Annotated in this window: 19 protein-coding genes; 17 read left to right on the plus strand and 2 right to left on the minus strand. The window is 33.6% G+C overall.

The genetic code is table 11. The features are described 5' to 3' along the window. Positions 1 to 105: 105 nt before the first annotated feature. Positions 106 to 528, minus strand: a complete 423-nt coding sequence (locus ACFQ1X_RS15945; RefSeq protein ID WP_144841546.1) for a DUF4145 domain-containing protein — start codon at positions 526 to 528, stop codon at positions 106 to 108. Positions 529 to 864: 336 nt separating this feature from the next. On the opposite strand from ACFQ1X_RS15945, the gene ACFQ1X_RS15950 reads away from it, so the two are divergent. The 6 genes from ACFQ1X_RS15950 to ACFQ1X_RS15975 all read left to right on the plus strand — a co-directional run bounded on the left by ACFQ1X_RS15950 (position 865) and on the right by ACFQ1X_RS15975 (position 7,611). Continuing rightward, entirely contained in the window at positions 865 to 1,962 is a 1,098-nt protein-coding gene (locus ACFQ1X_RS15950; RefSeq protein ID WP_144841547.1) for a phospholipase D-like domain-containing protein, read from the plus strand. Between the two features lie 132 nt (positions 1,963 to 2,094). Beyond that, positions 2,095 to 2,643: a DUF402 domain-containing protein gene (locus tag ACFQ1X_RS15955; protein WP_144841548.1), complete on the plus strand. Its 549-nt coding sequence runs from the start codon at positions 2,095 to 2,097 to the stop codon at positions 2,641 to 2,643. Positions 2,644 to 3,132: 489 nt separating this feature from the next. Next, on the plus strand, positions 3,133 to 3,306 hold the full coding sequence (locus ACFQ1X_RS15960) for a hypothetical protein (RefSeq protein ID WP_379083376.1): 174 nt from the start codon (positions 3,133 to 3,135) through the stop codon (positions 3,304 to 3,306). A 1,411-nt stretch (positions 3,307 to 4,717) separates the two neighbouring features. Beyond that, positions 4,718 to 5,725: a replication-relaxation family protein gene (locus ACFQ1X_RS15965; RefSeq protein WP_144841549.1), complete on the plus strand. Its 1,008-nt coding sequence runs from the start codon at positions 4,718 to 4,720 to the stop codon at positions 5,723 to 5,725. A gap of 115 nt (positions 5,726 to 5,840) precedes the next feature. Beyond that, positions 5,841 to 6,851 carry a hypothetical protein gene (locus ACFQ1X_RS15970; RefSeq protein ID WP_144841550.1) on the plus strand — a complete coding sequence of 337 codons (1,011 nt, stop codon included), beginning with the start codon at positions 5,841 to 5,843 and terminating at the stop codon, positions 6,849 to 6,851. Continuing rightward, positions 6,832 to 7,611, plus strand: coding sequence for an ATP-binding protein (locus ACFQ1X_RS15975; RefSeq protein ID WP_379083384.1), 780 nt, complete (start codon positions 6,832 to 6,834; stop codon positions 7,609 to 7,611). Before ACFQ1X_RS15970 ends, ACFQ1X_RS15975 begins: the two co-directional genes overlap by 20 nt. Before the next feature lie 25 nt (positions 7,612 to 7,636). On the opposite strand, the gene ACFQ1X_RS15980 is transcribed toward ACFQ1X_RS15975, so the two are convergent. Then, positions 7,637 to 8,002: a helix-turn-helix domain-containing protein gene (locus tag ACFQ1X_RS15980; protein WP_144841552.1), complete on the minus strand. Its 366-nt coding sequence runs from the start codon at positions 8,000 to 8,002 to the stop codon at positions 7,637 to 7,639. A gap of 183 nt (positions 8,003 to 8,185) precedes the next feature. Here ACFQ1X_RS15980 and ACFQ1X_RS15985 point away from each other — a divergent pair, with 183 nt between their 5' ends. From ACFQ1X_RS15985 to ACFQ1X_RS16035, 11 genes are all read left to right on the plus strand, one after another. Beyond that, the gene (locus ACFQ1X_RS15985) at positions 8,186 to 8,479 is read left to right on the plus strand and encodes a hypothetical protein (protein WP_144841553.1); all 294 of its coding nucleotides are present in this window, start codon (positions 8,186 to 8,188) and stop codon (positions 8,477 to 8,479) included. Positions 8,480 to 8,499: 20 nt separating this feature from the next. Next, positions 8,500 to 8,793 carry a hypothetical protein gene (locus ACFQ1X_RS15990; RefSeq protein ID WP_144841554.1) on the plus strand — a complete coding sequence of 98 codons (294 nt, stop codon included), beginning with the start codon at positions 8,500 to 8,502 and terminating at the stop codon, positions 8,791 to 8,793. Between the two features lie 97 nt (positions 8,794 to 8,890). Beyond that, on the plus strand, positions 8,891 to 9,409 hold the full coding sequence (locus ACFQ1X_RS15995; RefSeq protein WP_144841555.1) for a hypothetical protein: 519 nt from the start codon (positions 8,891 to 8,893) through the stop codon (positions 9,407 to 9,409). A 429-nt stretch (positions 9,410 to 9,838) separates the two neighbouring features. After that, positions 9,839 to 11,359 (plus strand): class I SAM-dependent DNA methyltransferase, encoded by a 1,521-nt coding sequence (locus tag ACFQ1X_RS16000; RefSeq protein ID WP_144841556.1) that lies wholly within the window; start codon positions 9,839 to 9,841, stop codon positions 11,357 to 11,359. Then, the gene (locus ACFQ1X_RS16005; RefSeq protein WP_144841557.1) at positions 11,349 to 12,605 is read left to right on the plus strand and encodes a restriction endonuclease subunit S; all 1,257 of its coding nucleotides are present in this window, start codon (positions 11,349 to 11,351) and stop codon (positions 12,603 to 12,605) included. The genes ACFQ1X_RS16000 and ACFQ1X_RS16005 overlap by 11 nt, the downstream gene beginning before the upstream one ends. Then, positions 12,589 to 15,690 (plus strand): type I restriction endonuclease subunit R, encoded by a 3,102-nt coding sequence (locus tag ACFQ1X_RS16010; protein WP_144841558.1) that lies wholly within the window; start codon positions 12,589 to 12,591, stop codon positions 15,688 to 15,690. The genes ACFQ1X_RS16005 and ACFQ1X_RS16010 overlap by 17 nt, the downstream gene beginning before the upstream one ends. 79 nt (positions 15,691 to 15,769) lie before the next feature. Further along, positions 15,770 to 16,747 carry a hypothetical protein gene (locus ACFQ1X_RS16015; RefSeq protein WP_144841559.1) on the plus strand — a complete coding sequence of 326 codons (978 nt, stop codon included), beginning with the start codon at positions 15,770 to 15,772 and terminating at the stop codon, positions 16,745 to 16,747. Between the two features lie 133 nt (positions 16,748 to 16,880). Continuing rightward, positions 16,881 to 18,026, plus strand: coding sequence for an SIR2 family protein (locus ACFQ1X_RS16020; RefSeq protein WP_379083381.1), 1,146 nt, complete (start codon positions 16,881 to 16,883; stop codon positions 18,024 to 18,026). Next, positions 18,023 to 19,885 (plus strand): ATP-binding protein, encoded by a 1,863-nt coding sequence (locus tag ACFQ1X_RS16025; RefSeq protein WP_144841561.1) that lies wholly within the window; start codon positions 18,023 to 18,025, stop codon positions 19,883 to 19,885. The genes ACFQ1X_RS16020 and ACFQ1X_RS16025 overlap by 4 nt, the downstream gene beginning before the upstream one ends. 25 nt (positions 19,886 to 19,910) lie before the next feature. Beyond that, positions 19,911 to 20,234: an NUDIX hydrolase gene (locus tag ACFQ1X_RS16030; protein WP_144841562.1), complete on the plus strand. Its 324-nt coding sequence runs from the start codon at positions 19,911 to 19,913 to the stop codon at positions 20,232 to 20,234. 22 nt (positions 20,235 to 20,256) lie between these two features. Then, positions 20,257 to 20,541 carry a hypothetical protein gene (locus tag ACFQ1X_RS16035; protein WP_144841563.1) on the plus strand — a complete coding sequence of 95 codons (285 nt, stop codon included), beginning with the start codon at positions 20,257 to 20,259 and terminating at the stop codon, positions 20,539 to 20,541. Positions 20,542 to 21,088 lie beyond the last annotated feature (547 nt).

Genomic DNA, 21,088 nt, shown 5'->3' on the forward strand with positions numbered 1-21,088 from the left:
AAGCACGCCGCTTTAGCAGCTGCCTAAATTTAAAAAACGGAAAAAATGATCCGAAAAATCGTCTGCACTTTTTAAAAGGGCGATTTATGAAATTGATTCATTTACTTAGTCATTTATTTTTTCTAAAATAGTAATTACTTTTAGCGATAAACTGTAATAAGTCATTGCATCTTGAAAGGTAAGATTTTCATTTGAAAGATGTCCATGAGCTGCCTTATTACGCAATATTCTTAATTCATTTAAGGAATTAAGAGTATCGGAATCAATTTTCCCAATGTCTTTAAGAAGTTGAATGTTTTTTAAAGACGAATTATAAGGCGGATAATCGGAAGATATTGCACTTCTGTTAATAGTATTCATTATTTCTTTTTCAACCATTGACCATGACATAGTAATTGAAGCTGCAGGAGAAATTTGAGCGACTGTCATTATTTCTTTATCTTGACTAATCATTTGTGTATTACTTTCAGGCAATGAAGTATCTTCTAACGTGGTTTCAATCTCTTCTAATTTATTAGTAAAATCCATCTCTAAGTTGTTGTATGTTAACTTGTTCAAATTAGAAAGAATTTTAATTAATGGTTTTTTTAATATAAGAACAATTACTATTAGAGCGGCTGGCTATGCAATAGAATTCAGTAATGATGATATAAACTCAAGATTATTCAAATCTGCTTCTCCCCTTTAATGAAATAAAAATGGATTTTAACATTTTTCATACTTAATTTTAGTAAGATAATTTTTTGAGATTTTTATTGCATTAAATGAAATTTATATTACTTAAAATTTGTTATTAAAGATTCTTTAAATCATAGCTTAAATATATCATATAATTGAATAAACTAAGTGGAGGAGTGGTGCTTTTTGTTGAAGACTTATGAGCTTAAAAATGCAAAGATGGTTTGGAGTAAAGAGGATATCGCTTATCAAGAAGTTTTGGATGAATTTGAAAACGCCGACTATATTCTCGTGGTTACATTTAATGTTTCGGAAAAACAAGAGCAATTGATAAAGTATCTAGAAAAAGTCAATGAGGAGACGCCTATCCAAATTTTCACCAATATTCCTCAAAGGTACGAAAGATATTATAATGATTTAGTAAGAAAACAAGCGAAAAAGAAAATAAATGCTTATATTAAACGCTTAAATCCAGAAAATTTCGGGAAAATAAGTGAGACTTATTTTTGTTTTGATAACCATGCAAAAATAATAATGACTGATAAAATTGCATATATTGGATCAGCTAATTATTCTGATGAATCAAAAAAAAATTATGAAGCTGGAGTTATTTCTACAGATGTAGAATTAATTGAATTTGTAAAAACAGAGATTGTTTCTGATCTCATTTCAAGTTCAGAGTCTTATTACTCAGGAGACACACTTTATTATATAGTTACACTTGCTATGTTGACATCGAGGTTGGTAGATGCAGAAGAGAGAATTTACTACTCTTGTTTTAGTACATTTGAACATGCTGGAAGAGAGTATGGAGATTACTACGATACAGCTAACAATAGTCTTTCAATAATAGAATTAGATTATCTTGAGAATGTCATTCTAGATTTACAAGACCTATTAAAAGAACTTATTGATAAGTTAAGTGATAGCAATATACTAACAGAAGAGATGCAAGAAGAAATCTCTGAACTAGATTTTGATAATATTCGTAATTTTTATAGTAATGACACTAATATATGGAATTTAGCATCTTTTGATATAACAGACTTTGCAATGGACTATATTCAGGAACATAGTTTGGAAGCAGATACAGAAAACTTAGCAAGGATAGCAGATATAGGATCTCAACAAGGGTTTGAGTATGGCGAGGAATTAGCTCAGATTGCACAAGAGGATGTATTATATATATTAGATTCGCTAAAAATATTTAAAGATAAGTTAAATGAAATTATTGAAGAGATCCCGAGAGGAAAGCTCAATAAAGAAATAGATAATACATTTTAAAATTAAATATTGCGATACAATAACTTGTAAGAGTAAATAAGAGTGCGAAAATAGTCATTATTACACTCAAATATTAAAGGCATAGGTAACCAGAATAATTTAGAGACTGAATGTCAATAAGGGGGATTTTGATTGCAGGAAGAATTATTCATTTTTTGGAATCATGTTGGCAGAGAACATGGAGAAATAGAGTATGCGCCGGATATTAGAAAGAACTCAGTTGAAATAAAAGAGCGCTCTATGAGATTAAAGGAACATCATTATAAGAGCAAAAGTAATCCGAATAGGTTCATTAAACACGATGAAACGACATTAGTTGAACTTCCTCCGGCAGACAGTAAAGAAAAATTTATCATTGTTTACTGTATTGAAGATGGTTTGCAGTTTTCATTACATCATAAAACAAATTATTCGTGGTGGTTGGCAGATATAGTAGAAGTGCAAGAAATAAGGCCAAATATTTTTTGTATCCATGATTTGTTTTTAGATATTTCCATCAATAAGGATGGAAGTTACAAAGTCCTGGATGTAGATGAATACGAGGCTGCTGTAGATTTAGGTTTGATGTCTAGTAAACAAATTAAAAATAGTCTCACTTCCTTTCATAGAATTGTAGGCAACTTGAATACAAATAACTTCCCGAATGGGAAGTTGAAATATTTAAAAGAGAAATATATGTAACCTTTTATATATCAAAGTATAAAAACATTTTCATTATTTGATAGAACCTCCTTAGAGACCGTCAAGTATTATGTCTAAATAAGCAAATCCTTTTCTTGTATGTATAATTAAGCCTGTTGGAACGTCTCAGCTAGCTCTGCGCGAGCTTGATCGAATTCTAAATGGCAGCAGATTAAAGTAATAGAAGTTTAAAAAGTATTAATCAAAAAGGATAAGCATCAAAAAATGCCACCTGTATACCAGAGGCCATTGAAAACCCCTCCTGCCGACCTGAACTGACCCGCCAATTTAGGATACTAGAAAAAACACTTAGGCTGCCATTGTCCGATATTCAATCGGGGAATGGCAGTTTATTTTTGAAATAATTTATGAAAAGGATTTGAGGGTTTACTCTATGTACTTCGCAATTGAATAATGAGCCACTCGACCGTTTAAATTAGCATATAAGTCGATAGGTTTCTGTGGGCTTGTCACGGAGCTTTTGCGAGCATGACTCCTATGTATAAAGAAGTAGTATCAAACATTCCGCACCCAGACGAGGCTATCATGCAAGTTGTTCCAAATAAAGCTGTTGATTCAATTTTAATGAAAAATTTCTCTTTTAAGGTGGCACAGTTTTTAGTTACTCAGGTGGTTCAGTTTTCAGTTGCGGTATACAAATAAGAATGGTTTTTCTAAAGACATTTCTATTAACAATGTAAATTCTAAAAAAATAGTGATAGTGGCTTAACATAAACTGATATTAATTAATGGTTACTAATAGATGTTACCCATAATGGATACTATTAAAAAACACTACATATCAACTTTTCAGCAAGTTAAAGAGGTGAGAATGAGTATTGGAGACGTCTAAGAGTAACTATTAATGGTAACTATTGACCGTGACCATGAGTAATAGTTACCTTTAATAGTTACTTTTGAGAGATACCATACTTGGTGACCATATAGTATGTCGTAAGAGGAAGAAATAGTTGAATATATAAACTTCTAATTGCTTACAGCCATTTGATTGAACCACGGTGCCAAGTTGTAGAATCACTATGAAAAAAATAGAACCATTTATAACATAAGAGAACCAATTTTATATTCAGTTTACAAAATGCTTTGTGAAATGATTGTGTAGACATAAGTATTGCGGAATAACAAAAGGGACTTGTGCGGAGTTTTGAGCCAGCAATTGTAGAAACTTAGATCATTAAATGTATAGAAGAATGCCACTGGTTATTTCTAAGCAACGGTTTTTATTAATTGATCAGGAGAGCGGCATGTTTCAACCGCGCTTCTTACTCATTGAAAATATCTCCATTCATCCTTTCTTGATAGGTATGATCGAGAATACGATTCAGAATGGTATTCAATTAATTCGATAATTGCGGTCGCGCACCCTTGTTCCCATCATTCTCATTGATAGGAAGGATTCCATGTGAGATAGAAGCGTGATTATAAAAGTTTGAATTAAAATTTCCTTCGAACGGTTTTCTTATTCTTCTGAGTGGTTCTTGAGCTAGTCTTTCTTCTATTACTGGTGTTTTTCTTAAACTAGTATGTAGGTCGATGGATTTTCATTGACCTGACATGAAGCCTCTGCGGGCATGAGTCCTGCGTAAAAACAAGTTGTAGCAAGCGTTTCGCACCCGGACAAGGGTGTCAGCCCGCTGCTCCAAATAAAGCCGATGAGTCGAATTTAATCAGAAGATTTTTCTTTAAAGGTGGCTCATTTTTCAATTGCGAAATACAACATCCTTTTCCGTATTGTTCCAAAATATGTTGGAGCGTTTAATAATTAAGAAATAAAAAAGTGCTTCAAAATCTTTTTTTGAAAAAACCTTGAAAAGAGATAATCTGAAGATACCATGTACTAAGTAATTAGCTTGCTTCTTTTATAAAAATAATTTAGCGCTTTGAGACTAATAAGGTTTTTATTCTAAAATACTCTATTACTTAAAGTTAACTGATTACTTAGTTGATATATCACCAAGGTAACTCGGTTACTTAGGAGGAAACAATAAAAGAGAAAGACAGGTGAAAAATTAAAGCGAGCTTTTGCACCATTCTAAATGAAAAGGAGAACACCATGAAAGATAAGATTATTGTAAAAGGAAAGGGCAGATCAAGAATTGAAATAACTGCGCGTGAGGTATGGATGTTACTGTATCTTGAAAATCACCACTTGATGTCAACCGAACAGTTATTTAAATATTATACAAAATTCTTGATGAGTTCTACCCATCCATATGCCTTTAAAAATCGTCTGAGAAAATTCGAAGAATATAAGATTGTTAGATCAGCAAATTTTGCTGATGGATTCCATGGGGATAGGTTTAAATATTACACTATTGGCGCTGCTGGAGTTGACCTACTCATGCAGAAAAAAAAGTTAGCTGAAGATTATAACAAGAATCAAATATATCATCGTTTAAATAAAAAGAATGTCCTGCATTTTTTATTTACTCAACAAGTAGTTTTAAATGTTTTTACGGAACTAAGGAAAAGACTTTCTATGCCAGCTAATAAAGATAAAGGGCTGTCATTGAAAACGATGTCTTTATCACCAGCGAAATTTCCTTATGAAATATGGATACCCAAAGTAAGTGGATCGATAAGTAGGAATAATTCGGGGGCGAGCCATGCAAGAGCAGCAGCTAGCATGAAAAACTCAAATTATGAAAGAACTAGCGGACATTATGCCACACTTATAAAACCAGATTGGATTTTAGAGAGGTCATTTCCTGAATCGACTGTAAAGACAAAAGTTTTAAATATTGAATTAGATACTGGAACAGAACAATGGCCACAAATAGAAGAGAAAATTTGGAAATATTGTACTGTTGCAGAAAATAATAAGGATTCTGTCCATGCTCTGGGATTCGTATTGCCGGATGAAACTTTTTCTATGCGTACTAAATATGGTGATAGAAGTAAGAGAATTGAAAATATGATGATAAATTTAAGGAAAGATACCAAACTTCTAGAAAGAATAAAAGAAGTAAACTTGCTCTTGGGAATTTATTCTTTAAAAGATATTGGAAAAGTAGCTGGTAAGTATTTACAACCAGAACTTTTTAAAGAGGACTCACAATAAAATTATCAATAAAAGGGAAACCCCCAATTTTTATCTGCAGCTAAGCTATTTATTTTGCTTATACCTGCTGATTTGAATTGGGGATTCTTTTTACTTAAGAAAGGTAGAGGAACTGATGGAGAATAAAATTTTAAAGAGGGCTGTCATCAAAGAAGAATTAGTTAAACTTACCGGTAACTTTTCTTTGGCAGTTACATTAAATCAGTTATTATATTGGTCCTTAAAGGTTAAGGATAAAGAAAAATATATCCGGGAAGAAGTAGACCAAAACGCTAGAACTGAGAAGGATAAGCAATATGGATGGATCTATAAGACATCTGAAGAACTCTCTCAAGAAATTATGTTGGGGAGTCAAACTTCGGTAAGAAGGTATTTAAAAGAGTTGGTTAAATATGAGTTTATTTTTGAAAGAAGAAATCCCAATCCAAAATACAAATACGATAAAACTTATCAATACCGAGTTAACTTAAATAAGATTAGAACGGATTTAAAGAATATTGGATATGAGCTAAGTGACTTTGAGCATTACTACACTGAAAAAGAATATGCCAATAAAGCTCAAGAGCAGAATAAAAATTCGATAAATAAAAATGAACATACGAGCATTCATTCTGCTTATACGGCTGATCAAAGTGAAGCAGCAATACCAGAGATTACTTCAAACAATACTTCAAAAAATATATCCAGAGATTTGATTGACGAAAAAGACATAAAAAACAAGAAGGACCAAGCGGATATAGATATAGCAAAAAAGATTTCTAAATACTATTTGGAAAAAAGCAAAAAAGCTTCGTTAACAGTTAAAGAAAAAGAAGCTGTCCACCAAGTTGCCAAACTGAGATTACCTAATTTGAAAGTCATAGCATTAATAGATGAATGCTATAGAGAATTTGCAATAAAGTCCCCAAATGAATCAATTCGTTCTTTTGTTTATATAGCGAATTATATATCGAGGAATCGCAATTTTGACGAAATGAGCATAAAAATTAAAAAAAACCAGGAGGAAAAAATAAATGAAAAACCTGAACAGTCAACTAACAAAAATAGAAAGAAATCTACAGGAGAAGAATGGCTTAAACTCCTCGACCGAAAGAGTAGAGCAAGTGATGACCATGGTATCAGATAAATGCATGTATAAGGAATGTGACGGTACGGGTCTTATACATGTCATCGATTCTAATTTGGAATCTTTAATGAGAATATGCCGCTGTCGTAAGGACAGAGAAGTAACAATAAAGCTGCAGTCAGCAAATATTCCATTGGATTTCATTGAATGCTCAGTAGAAAATTTTGAAATAGAAGTTTATAAAGACAAATCTGATAAACAAAAGGCTAAATTTGTAAAGCACGCAGCAAGTAAATTTGTAGAGAACTATGATGAATGTAAATCACTTGGGAAGGGATTGTATCTTTTTAGTGAAATGACTGGTAGTGGTAAAAGCCGTTTAGCTGTAAGTATTGCTAACGATTTGATTAAAAAATATAATCTCAATGTCTTGTATACTTCTTCTATTGATATTTTTACTGAAATTAAAAAAACTTTCGGTTCAGACAGCGAATATAAAGAGCATGAAGTATTAAAAGCTTATAAAATGGCAGAGCTTCTCATTATAGACGACTTCGGAGTTGAAAAATCATCAGAATGGGCAGAGAGTATTTTTACACAAATTCTGGAAGAACGCATGAACAATCGGAAATTGACAATTTTCACTTCGAATATACACACTGAAAATCTATCGAAAAAATTCCCTATGGGAAGAGTCCAAAGTAGGATACAAAAAATGACTTTCCCCCTTGCGATGCCGGAAGAAAGTATTCGGTTGATATTGTCAGAAAAAGATAATTATAAGCTATTCGAAGAAATATTTTCGAAAGATATTATTTAGTTGATTCTTAAAACGCTTAATTCATTTATTTTATGAAAGGAAACAAAAGAATATACAGGCCTCTTTTTTGATCAGGAGTCAATGATGATATAGCCGAATATAATAAAGAATCTAGGTCCCCATTAATTTCGACAGGACTTGTTTTAGAGGATTCAACGGTAATGTCTAAAAATTCTTTTTTTCCTTCCAATTTTAAAAAGAATTCACTTAAAGAGATGTTTAATCCATCACAAATATTTGTCAGAACAGATATGGATAACTCTTGTGTACCGTTTTCTATTCTAGAGAGTGAAGACTGAGCCATGTTAATTTTCTTAGCAAACTCAATCAACTTAAAGTTTTTTTCTTTTCTATATTCTTTAATAAGCTTTCCGGCAATAAGGTTATCCATTGTACAATCCTTTCTGGAACGAAAAATTCTAACCAAAATCAAGCGAATTTTTGATTGAGATTACTATCTACGATTTTAACTTATTATTTATTGATTTTACAAATATCAAAAGGTAATATAAAATATATTTATTCCCTCTAAAGGAATATATATTTTAAAGGAATAAAGAAGGGGAGGAATTAAATGATTAGAGGATTCCAAAAAGTAATTGAAGACTTAGTAGAGCAAAGGTTAGAAGAAATTATTAATAGCAAAGATTTTATTTCGTACACTGAGGTTATTGAACACGACTTAGAAGAAAAACTCAAACAACTAACTCAAATTGATGATGAGGAATCCAAGGTGCATCTCTTAAGTGATTTGCAAGCTAACATTTTTGATCAAGTTCATTTACAAAGTACTATTGCATATAAAACTGGTTTTAATGATGGTTTGATATTTGCAATAGATACATTAATGGCGCCGAAAAAAATATAAATTAGTATGGAGGTAAACGAGTGGTAGTTTACAGTGGAAGATTATTCATTGAGGTTTCAACACTTGTAGAGCAGTCAGAAGAAGATATGAAAAATAAGGCTCACGAGAACATTACTCCTGAACTGCTTAAAGAATTAAGATTATTATTAGGAAATAAAGGATATATGACAGGGATGATTGGCGCAAATTTAGAACATGTAAATTCTACAAATGAGCAAGATATAAAGCATATTAAATCTCAGGTTGACATAGCAAAACGTCGGATTAACGAAGTTTATAATAAAGCTAATGACTTTAACTGCCAAATTGAATAAAAGCAATGTTTAGCTGCTGGCCACTCGAATGTATTGAAGTTCTATAACTAGAAAAGTGTAATGACAAATTAGACCAAATATAGAAAGCAGAGAGAAAATGATAAGCTTAATTATTCTACCGATGAACTTCTTTGATCGATTTTTTAACGCTGATGAATTAGCAGTGGAATTGGACCTTTACTTAAAATTACAACTAAAAGAAAATAATTATGTAATTAAAGAGGTTCTTGATGAAAATTCTACTGTAGATTTAAAAAATCTTAAAGAAGAAGAAAAGTTTTACGTTCCTACAATCATAATTTTTGATTATAGAGAAAGAAAAATTAATGTTATAGACTTAATTGTTTATGTATATCTTTGCTATATTGCTTATAGTGACAATAACAGTACAGTAAAGCCATCTAAAAAGGAAATTTCTCGTAAAATAAATGAAAGAAAAACGGATGTTGAAGAATCATTAAACTTTTTAGTTACACTTGGTAGAACTTTGCTTGATCGGAATAAAAGTGGATATTACATCATTGATGAATTAGCCAATCAAGAAAAAGTATTAGGACTGGAAGTGTTATTAAAAAAGGAAAAACATAAATATAATCCTTACGGAATTTTAAAATGATAGAGCTGGAATACTATTAAAGTTTTGAACCATTCAAAGTTACACAACTGCAAGTTGTGTTTTACTTAGAATGGTTTTTTTATGTGTATTGCGTTGGTTTTTAAAATTATTTCTTGCCGCTTACAAAATTAACAGAACATGCGGTGAGTGTATTTTTCAAAACAGTTCCATTTGCGACAAACCTTTCAGATAGTAAAGGGCAGAATTCATCCCGCTCCTATATTGCTGTTATTAAGAATTCTTATTGAGATCTGATAATCTAATCTAAAATTTACAATCTTAAACTCTGTTGCTATATCTTTTAGTAAAATACGAGAGACCACAAGGGTAATATTGTGAAACCCTTTAATCATTGGTAAAATTAGGTTCATAATACTGTGTTGATGTTTTAAGTGTAATAAAAAGTTGGATAAGAAAGAAGGAATTTAAATGTCTACAGCAAATATCGGTTTTGAAGAAAAGTTATGGTCAATGGCAGATAAGCTCCGTGGCAGCATGGATGCTTCTGAATATAAAAATGTCGTATTGGGACTTCTGTTCCTTAAATATGTTTCGGATTCCTTTGAGGAAAAGTATGAAGAACTGACGCAAGATGAATGGGCAGATCCTGAAGACAAAGATGAATATCTGGCAGAGAATATTTTCTGGGTGCCGAAAGAAGCGCGTTGGACATTCATTAAGGAAAACGCTAAAAAACCGGAAATCGGTCAGATTATTGATAACGCGATGATTGCTACGGAAAAAGAGAACGAATCATTGCGTGGCGTCTTGCCGAAAGACTATGCACGTCCCGCTCTTGATAAAACCAGACTTGGCGAAACAATCGATTTGTTTTCGTTCAAAATCGGAGATAAAGATAGCCGCTCCAAAGATATGCTTGGCCGCGTCTATGAATACTTCCTTTCAAAATTCGCGAGTGCTGAAGGAAAAAATGGCGGTGAGTTCTATACGCCTAGTTCTGTCGTTAAACTGCTTGTTCAAATGCTGGAGCCATATAAAGGCCGAGTATATGATCCTTGCTGTGGTTCAGGAGGCATGTTTGTTCAAAGTGAAAAATTCGTGGAAGAACACCAGGGACGATTAGGAGATATTGCAGTTTATGGCCAAGAATCAAACCCAACTACATGGAAACTAGCGAAAATGAACTTGGCTATCCGAGGAATTGACGGGAATATTGGCGACCACAATGCGGATACTTTCCATAATGATTTACATAAAGGTCTGAAAGCTGATTACATCCTAGCAAATCCACCGTTCAACATCAGCGATTGGGGCGGAGAAAAACTACGTGAAGATGTCCGCTGGCAATTTGGAACACCGCCAGTTGGAAATGCCAACTACGCATGGATACAGCATATGGTTTCAAAACTTGCTCCATCTGGAACAGCTGGCTTTGTTCTTGCGAATGGATCGATGTCGACAAGTACGACTTCGGAACTTGAAATCCGTAAAAACCTGATCGAGCAGGATCTTGTCGAATGTATCGTTACATTACCGGGGCAATTATTCTATTCCACGCAAATCCCAGTCTGCTTGTGGTTCGTCACACGCAACAAAGCGAAAAACGGCAAAAAAGAACGGCGTGGAGAAATCCTCTTTATCGATGCCAGAAAACAAGGTAGCATGGTTTCGCGTACATTGAAAGAATTTTCTATTGAAGACATCAACAAAATCTCAGACGTGTATCATGCATGGCGGGGAACGAATGAACAAGAATACGAAGATGTTGCAGGCTTCTGTAAAGTAGCAAAACTGGATGAAGTTCGAGAGCATGAATATATTTTGACTCCTGGCCGCTATGTTGGGTTGGAAGCAGCGGAAGAAGACAGCGAGCCGTTTGAAGAAAAAATGGAGCGATTGACTGGAGATCTTGCAGAGCAATTCGTGAAATCAAAAAAACTTGAAGACCAAATCCGTAAAGCGTTGGAGGGGATTGGGTATGGGGTTTAATAATTTTGAAACTGTAAAATTACCTGAAATAGGTACCTTAGCTCGGGGGAAGTCAAAACATAGACCAAGATATGACCCGGTTTTATACGGAGGTAAATATCCCTTTATACAAACTGGTGATATAAGAAAAGCTGGAAAAAGAATCAAGGATTTCGAGCAGTCTTATAGTGAAGTAGGATTAAGTCAAAGTAAATTATGGAAAAAAGATACTTTGTGTATAACTATTGCTGCTAATATAGCGGAGACATCCATTTTAGATTTTGAAGCATGTTTTCCAGACAGCGTTGTAGGCTTTATCCCGGATACTAGCAGATGTTCAATTGATTATATTTACTACTACTTTCAATACTTTAAAAAAGAAATTCAAAGTAGAGCTTATGGCTCTGTTCAAGAAAATATCAATCTCAAAGTTCTGAATGATATTGATATCATACTGCCACCCTTACATATTCAAAAAAAAATTACTTCAATACTTTCACCCCTTGATGAGAAAATAGAAGTTAACAACAAAGTTATACAAAACTTAGAAGAACTTGCACAGACATTTTTCAAACGCTGGTTTGTAGATTTTGAGTTTCCAAATGAAAATGGAGAACCGTATAAATCTAGTGGTGGAGAAATGATGGAAAGTAATTTAGAAATAATACCTAAAGGTTGGGTTACAGGTTTTCTTACTGATATTGCAACTTTAATAATGGGTCAGTCACCGAAAGGCGAAACATATAATATTGAGAGCATTGGACTGCCTCTGTTAAATGGTGCCAGCGATTTTAAAGAAGGACAAATAAATCCTTTGAAATATACCAATGATCCCAAAAAAGTATCTAAGAAAAAAGATTTTATTTTTGGAGTCAGGGCTACAGTTGGAAATGTTACTTTCGTAGATAAAGAATATGCTCTTGGAAGAGGAGTAGGAGCAGCGCGGGCTATTAAAGAAGAATATCAAGAATATTTATACTTTCAATTAGTAAGAGGTATCAATCACTTAGAAAGTACAGTTACAGGAAGTGTCTATATTAATTTAACAAAGAATGATATAGAAGGAATTAAATTAGTCCTACCCCCCTTAGAAATCATTGTTAAATTTCATGGAATAATAGAAAATATACTGGAGATGAAGAATGAACTATATAGAGAAAATGAGCTTCTTAAAAAGCTTCGTGACACTCTTCTTCCTAAACTTCTTTCAGGAGAAATAGAATTGCCTAATGAAACCGAGGTGGCTGAACATGTATCAATTCCGTGAAGACGATCTGGAACAAGCAACTTTGGAATGGCTGGAAAACTTGGAATATGAAATAGTAAACGGGCCAAATATTGCTATGGATGGAGAGTCGCCTGAGCGGTCAAGCTATGCCGATGTCGTGCTGGAAGGCAGGCTTGAAGAAGCGTTAAAGGAGATTAATACCGGTGCCTCGCTAGAAACGGTGCTGCGTGCGGTTCAGTTGGTTACGATGGTTCAGTCGCCGAATCTTATTGTCAACAATCGGATTTTCCAGAAGTATGTAACTGATGGAATTGATGTGGAAGTTCGTAAAGAAGACGGACGAAATACGGTAGAGAAATTATGGCTGTTTGATTTCGAAAACCCGGAAAACAATGATTTTTTGGCAGTCAATCAGTTTACGGTCATTGAAGGGCAGCACAATAAGCGGCCGGATGTGATTGTCTTTGTAAATGGATTGCCAGTAGTGGTTATCGAATTGAAGAATTCAACAGATGAACAAGTAGGTATTTCCAAAGGCTTTAACCAGCTTCAAACGTATAAAGCGACGATTCCTTCGTTATTCCAATACAATGCCTTTATGGTGACAAGCGATGGCGTCAATGCCAGAGCGGGATCACTGACTGCGGATGAAGAACGATTTATGATGTGGCGAACGGTGGATGGAGAGTCAATTGCTCCTTCCACGATGCCGCAGCTTGAAGTGTTGATTCAAGGCATGTTCAAACCTAAAGTGTTGCTGGATTTGCTTCGCCATTTTATCGTTTTTCAAACAGACGGAGAAAAAACGTTTAAAATCCTTGCTGCGTATCATCAGTACTATGCGGTGAATAAGGCAGTAAAACAGGCAAAACGTGCGGCTGATGAAACTGGTGATCGGAAAATTGGTGTTATATGGCACACTCAAGGATCTGGAAAAAGTTTGTCGATGGTTTTCTATACAGGAAAGCTGGTTCTTGAGATGAACAATCCGACCGTCATCGTGTTGACAGACCGTAATGACTTAGATGATCAACTCTTTAATACGTTCTCGATTTCCAGTGATTTATTGCGCCAAACACCGAAACAAGCCGATAGCCGCAGCGACCTGAGAAATCTGTTGGCTGTTGAATCAGGGGGGATTGTTTTCACGACGATGCAGAAGTTTGCGCCTGAAGAGGGATTCACGCATATGGATGCTTTAACTACTCGTCGGAACGTAATTGTGATGGCTGATGAAGCGCATCGGACACAATATGGCTTCCAAGCACAAGTTACCAAGACTACAGATGACGTGGCTACCAAATATGGCTATGCAAAATATATGCGAGATGCTTTGCCCAATGCTTCTTTTATTGGATTCACAGGAACTCCAGTAGAATCCAGTGATAAAAATACGCCAGCTGTTTTTGGCGATTATATTGATATTTATGATATGACCCAGGCGGTTGAAGATGGCTCGACTGTGAAGATTTATTATGAAAGTCGCATTGTGAAACTGGATCTGCCCGAAGGCTTGGATATCGACTCGGAGTATGATGAAATAACTGAATTCCAAGAACAATCGGATAGAGAGCGCTTGAAATCAAAATGGTCCCGCCTAGAAGCATTGGTGGGTGCGGAACAGCGCCTTCAGAAATTGGCTGGTGATACGGTGAACCATTTTGAATCCAGACAAGATGCGATGTTCGGAAAATCGATGATTGTCGTGATGTCCCGACGGATTGCAATCGATTTATATCAGGAAGTTATTAAACTTCGTCCCGAATGGCATTCAGATGACGATAAAAAAGGCGTTATTAAAATTGTAATGACGGGTACGTCGAGCGACCCGGAACACTGGCAGCCTTTTATCGGCAATAAAAAACGGCGTGATGATTTATCCCGCCGCATGAAAGATGTTAACGATGAACTGAAAATTGTCATTGTTCGTGATATGTGGCTGACAGGATTTGATGTGCCATCAATGCATACGATGTACATAGACAAGCCTATGAAAGGTCATAATTTAATGCAGGCGATTGCACGCGTAAACCGTGTCTTCCGGGACAAGCCAGGTGGATTGATTGTCGATTATATTGGAATTGCAGACAGCTTAAAAGAAGCGTTAAAGCAATATACCGACAGCGACCGAGGTAATACAGGTATTGATACTGCAGTTGCAGTGGATATCATGCTGGAAAAATTCGAGATTATTCAAGATATGTTGTATAAGCACAGTTACGACAACTTTAATTCTGCAAAAGCATCTGAACGCATGAGAACTATTACTGAAACGATGGATTTCGTGATTGGTCTTGGAGACGAAGAGAAAAAGCGTTTTATGAAAGTCGTGACGGAGCTAGGGAAAGCATTTGCGTTATGCGCTACTGAACCAGAGGCGCAGGAATTAAATGCAGAGATTGGATTTCTTAAAGCTGTGAAAGCTGGATTAGTGAAGTTGATTCCTTCTGAAGGGAAAAGACTGACACCAGAACAAGTAGATGCTCAATTGAACCAGTTGATCTCAAAATCAGTTATTTCAGATGAAGTGATTGATATTTATACTTCACTTGGCATTCAGAATCCTGACATATCAATTTTATCCGATGAATTTTTGGATGAAGTCCGTGCGCTGCCACAGAAGAATTTGGCAGTGGAGCTACTAAATCGTTTATTGCAGGGAAAAGTGAAAAACGTCCAGCGCACGAATCTTGTAAAAGCTCAGAAGTTCACGGAGATGCTCAACAACGCTATCAACAAATATAATAAACGGGCCATTGAAACGTCCAAAATTATTGAAGAATTGATCGAACTTGCTAAAGAAATGAACGAGTCTGTAAAGACAGGAGAAGCATTGGGATTGATCAAAGAAGAAGTAGCCTTCTACGATGCGCTAGCTTCCCACGAAACAGCAGAGCAAGTATTAGGGGATGATATCTTAAAAGTCATTGCGCATGAGCTTACTAAGGCAATTAAAGAGAATATGAGCATTGATTGGAACTTGCGGGAATCGGCCAGAGCGAAAATGAGGATTACTGTTCGAAGGTTATTGAAGAAATATGGTTATCCGCCTGATCTTCAGAAGTTGGCGGTAGAGACTGTTGTTGAGCAGGCCGAGTTGATGGCTGAAAGTACAAGGAATTAAAAAGTTGGAAAATTTATAAAGTCGATATATTTATAAGTATTTATCTACTTATAATATTTGAAATCAAAGGAGTAATTATATGGAAGCGGTTAAATTTGTAATACCAATTTCTAATTTTGTTATTGAATCTGCTTTTAAGATTGGCGATGTTTATTATACGCCACCATTGTACTCTATATTACATCAAAGTTATTCATATACGGATTCTATTTCTGAAGAAGAATTTGAAATGATAAAGAAATGTTTGGGTATCTTAGAGACGCATTCAAATCAGCAATGGATAAATTCTTCTTTAGCAATTACTACTTTTGAAGAAATAGAATATAAAAATGCTCAGGAAGCATTTTTATACGTTAATCGTATTTGTGAGAAAGTTGATCGTTCTATGGATTATCTGAGATTACAAGAATGCCAAATAGGTAATTTTGATACTCTTCCAGGACTGGCAGGAATGTTAGACGATGGATTTAAGAATGTTTTTAAAATTAATATAAAAACAGATTACTACGAAATGATTCCGGGAGAAGTAACTCTCATTATAAGAAATGGTATTGGATTAATGCCCTTCAGAGAACCAAATGCTTCAGATAGAGAATTATTAGACTACAAACTAATTTTTAATAACAGAAATGACGAGGTTTTTCTAAATTGTAGAGCAGCTTTAACTAGAATAAATGAAGCTATGTATATGCACAATCTAAACACAGCTTTTATTTATCTAATGACTACAATAGAAATGCTTGCTGATAAAGATGAAATGATTCAATTTAAAAGAGCAAAAGCTAAAATTCTTCCTTTTATAGTATCTTCTAAAGAGGCACATACAGATTTGTCTTCTCGATTGTTCAACATTTCAAAAGATAAGAGAACTGAAATTGTTCATAACGGAAAAAATATTTTTGATTTATATGAAGATCAGAATCAAGTTAAAAAAGAGCTTTTTTTTCTTACTGGGCTTATAGTGCAGTACGTTAGTGCAGTTATTTTAACCGGGATACAAACATATGATTCGCTAAAAGTTAAAAGAGAAGAATTAATGAAAGAACTAGGTGTTTAATGTAAGTTGAAGGGATTTTATTATAGTAAGATAAAAATTATCTTCTTATTCCATAAAAACATTAGTCGTGAGGTTAGTGAATTATTAATTATTGGTACAAATGAAGAGATTGAAAGTATTTAAGGGGGTACATATGGAGTTTCAAAATGCGATTCAGGAAATTAAAACTGCAATATCTGAGAAAAGAGTAAACTTTTTAGTGGGTTCTGGTGCTTCATCGCCTTACTTTCCAACTTTAAATAATATAGAAGAAATTTTAACTGGACATACTTTGACTAGTCAAAACAAAGAATTAATATATTTAATTTACTTTTTAGAAGTCGTAGAAAAAAATCTTTATATAAATGATTTGTACATTAAAAAAAATTATGATGTACCACATAAAGATATATTTTCTGTATATCATAATTACGTGAATTTTATTAATAGTATTATAAAGAAAATGGGAGATAGAAATTCTAGAATCTCCCCGACTAGAGTAAATATCTTCACTACTAATTATGATTTATTTTTAGAAGTTGCTATAGACAAAGAGATATCACAAAATCCTTCTGCAATTTTTAACGATGGAGCGAGTGGAGTATTTAAGAGATACCTTAGTTCAGACAATTATCATAAAACTGTTTCTAGAAATGGAGCTTTTGATAATTACCATATAGAATTACCAACCATTAATTTAGTGAAATGCCACGGGTCAGTTAGTTGGGAAGCATCCGAAGTATCTGGAAACAAAAAGATTAAAATTGATAATAACCTCGATTTGTTAAACAAAGTAAAAGAAGATGCAGAAAAAGTAGGTTTAGATTCAACTGAATTTAAAGAGGTCAAAGAGTTTTTAGAAAACTTTTCAGGAGAAGAAAAATTCCATGAAATTACACATAAATATTCAACTGAGTTAAAAGAATTTTTTAGTAGTTATAGTCAACTCATGATCATTAATCCTGAAAAAACAAAATTTAAAAATACCTTAATGGAAGAACATTATTATAGTATGCTTCGGTTGCTAAGTTACGAACTTGAACGAGAACAATCTATTTTAATTGTGTTTGGTTTTTCGTTTGCAGATGAACACATTAGAAATTTGATAAAGCGATCTATCTTCAATCCAGCTTTAAAAATATATATTTTTGCTTTCAAAAATGGTCAAAAAGAGTCACTTCAAAATTTACTAGAGTGTAGAAGAGTTAATAATATTGAAATCATAGAACCGGAAGATGAGGAGAGAAATATTGATTTTACTTATTTTAATGAACTTCTTTTCGGAGGAATCAACATATGATGAATGCATTACAAATAGGAGACATAGTTGAAGTTAAAGGGACTCGTGTAAAAGTTCAGGTTGAAAGGGAAATGAATCATTCATCTTTAATACATGAAGGTGAACTTATAAATAATGTTACTGTGAATGCTTTTATAATAATAAAAAAAGGAATTGTAGATATTGTAGGAAAAATAGATGCTGAGTATATAGAAGACTTAGTTAATAGGAAGGTTAATATAGAAAAAGACCAGCGCTTTAGAAAAAATTCAATATCACGAGTTTTAGAAATACAAATTGTAGGTTTTTTTTCTAATAATAGATTTTCTAATGGAGTACGACACCTCCCGATGATTGGAAACATTGCATATATCCCGAGACAGAATGAAATTATAAATATTTTTTCAGGTTTAAGAAGTGATTTTCAGCATCTAGAGCAAACTATTTCTATCGGTAAATCAATTTATGAAGAACTTCCTGTTTCGTTGCCTCTTAATACTATTTTTGCTTCTCATATAGGCATTTTCGGTAATACAGGGAGTGGGAAATCTAATACCTTAGCAAAATTGTATACAGAATTATATAAAAAAATAGAAGGAACAAATGGATTAGAATCAAGTAGATTTCATCTAATTGACTTTAATGGAGAATATGCTCATAAAGGTATCTTCGGTTTCCCAGATGGGAAAACTAAGATACTCCAACTCTCTACTTCGGAAAATACAGATGGGGATAAAATTCGAATTAGTACTAAATATTTTTTCAATGAAGAAATTCTTTCAATACTTTTTAGTGCTACCCCTCAAACACAAAAGCCATTTATTAAGAGAATTCTTCAAGGTATAAAACGTGAAGAGGAGAAAGGATATCATTTAAAGCATTGGTTACCTAGTCTATATATAAAAGCTATTACTTCTTCTAACCGTGAAGCATTAGAATATATCTTAGAAATAATTGAAAGATTTTTTACTGAAGAAGAAAGCCAAGTTTTTTTTGATATTGTAAAAAACTTGGATTGGAATTCCAAATTCAGTAAATGGATGTGTGAAGGAGTGTTTATTAAAAGTATAGACGCTGTTAGAGTAGGAGAACAAAGTCAATCATCAGGTTATAAAGAAATGAAAAGAATGGTTCTATCATCTGCTTTTTTCCAAAATAATTGGTTCGAACAATTAATTTATAGAGCGCGTTTACAGTTAGCAAGTGATTTGATTAATAAGTTTGCTCAATACGAACATATAAGCCCGCTTATTCATAGGATTGAATCTAAAACACGAGAGCTAGAAAAAGTATTTGAAATTATTAGTCCAGGAGAAGAAATTGAAGAATCATTATTAACAATTTATTCTTTTCGAGACGTTAATTTAGATGTGAAAAAGATTTTGCCTACTATAGTTACTAAAATGATTTTTGATAAACATAAAGAAAATACTAATCAAGAAAAAATTGACAAGACAATCCATCTAATTATTGACGAAGCCCATAATATATTATCAAGTCAGTCTAAAAGAGAAGGAACCGAATGGCATGACTATCGATTAGATTTATTTGAAGAAATCATTAAAGAAGGGAGAAAGTATGGAGTTTTTCTAACAATTAGTAGTCAAAGACCTTCTGATATTTCTCCCACCATCATTTCGCAAATTCATAATTATTTTATACATAGACTAGTAAATTATAGAGATCTAGAATTAATAGACAATACCATATCTTCTTTGGATAGAGTTTCGAAAAATGCTATTCCCACTTTAGCAAGTGGGATGTGTATAATCACTGGCACAGCACTAGTAATGCCAATTTTTATTGCTGTCGATCAAGTTGCTGAAGAAGAACGGCCCAATAGCGGCGACATTGTTCTGACAGATCTATGGGGAATGTAGTATCTGAAAGAATGTGTATATCATTTTGGTTCGCCAATATGTGCAAAAAGGAGACAGAATTTGGAATTTTCCAGATTGTGGGATAGAAGATAATGAAACTTCTGTAGAGTCTTGTCTTAGGGCAGCAAAAGAAGAAAAAGGATATGATGTACTTATAAAGAAATTACTATATAAGAAATCTCACAAATATACGTTCGTTGCTGAAATCATTGGTGGTGAACTTTACCTTGATTCGGAAAATGAAGCGAATAACGATATTATTGATATTGCATGGATTGCTATTGATGATATAGAGAAATTCCATAGCTTTACAACGCCTCTATTAAAACTATTAAATGATCAGAAATAGGATTTAGTAAAGGAGAATGGATATGGGAAGCGAAACCGAAAAATTTAAAAGACTCGATGATGACGAGGAAACGCGCCGTCTAGTCGAATTGCGAAATAAACAGCTATCCGATATGAATACAAATCTTGAAGGTGCAAAAAAAGAAGGTTACAGAATAGGTTACAGAATAGGTACGGAAATAGTCATTAAAAAAATTTTAAAAAACATGCCAGACATGACAGTGGAAAGTATTGCTGAAATACTTGAAGTCGATATAAGACAAGTGGAAAGAGTAAAAAATGAACAAACGAATTTAAAAGAAAACTAAAGGTATTAAGAGTATTCCAGATAGAATTGTCTCTTTGCCTATAGTTTTCTTTATTCTCCGCACAAATATTACATTAAAAAAAGATCTGAGTTTCTTCTATTAATATAGAACGAACTAAGCTCTTATTTTATAGAAGGAACACGTTCAATCGAAGTGTTGGCAGACCATTAATGCATCTTAGTTAAAGCACCCCTTTGAATAGGTAATTCTCATCTCCGTAAGCAATTTTTATAAACCTAGTCAAAACCGTGGTCAGTGTTTTAAAACAGCATGTAAAAACCCTTGGAAACACTGGTATAACTGTACTTTTAATGGGAGCGGGTCCGACTCCCGCCGTCTCCATAGATTTTATGGAGCTACATAAGAACGCCAAAACCTTAACTGGGTTTTGGCGTTTTTTCGTTTGGCTTCAGCAAAAAGTAGGAATAGTCTTTATATATATAAGTAAGCGTCCAATAATGAACACCTAGTTTCTTAGAAAAGAAAATGCCTTTCCGATTTTTTGTCGGAAAGGCATTTTTGTTATTTTTTCTTTTGGACATAACAG

The sequence above is a fragment of the Metaplanococcus flavidus genome, from assembly GCF_042675885.1.
Taxonomy (GTDB): domain Bacteria; phylum Bacillota; class Bacilli; order Bacillales_A; family Planococcaceae; genus Planococcus; species Planococcus flavidus.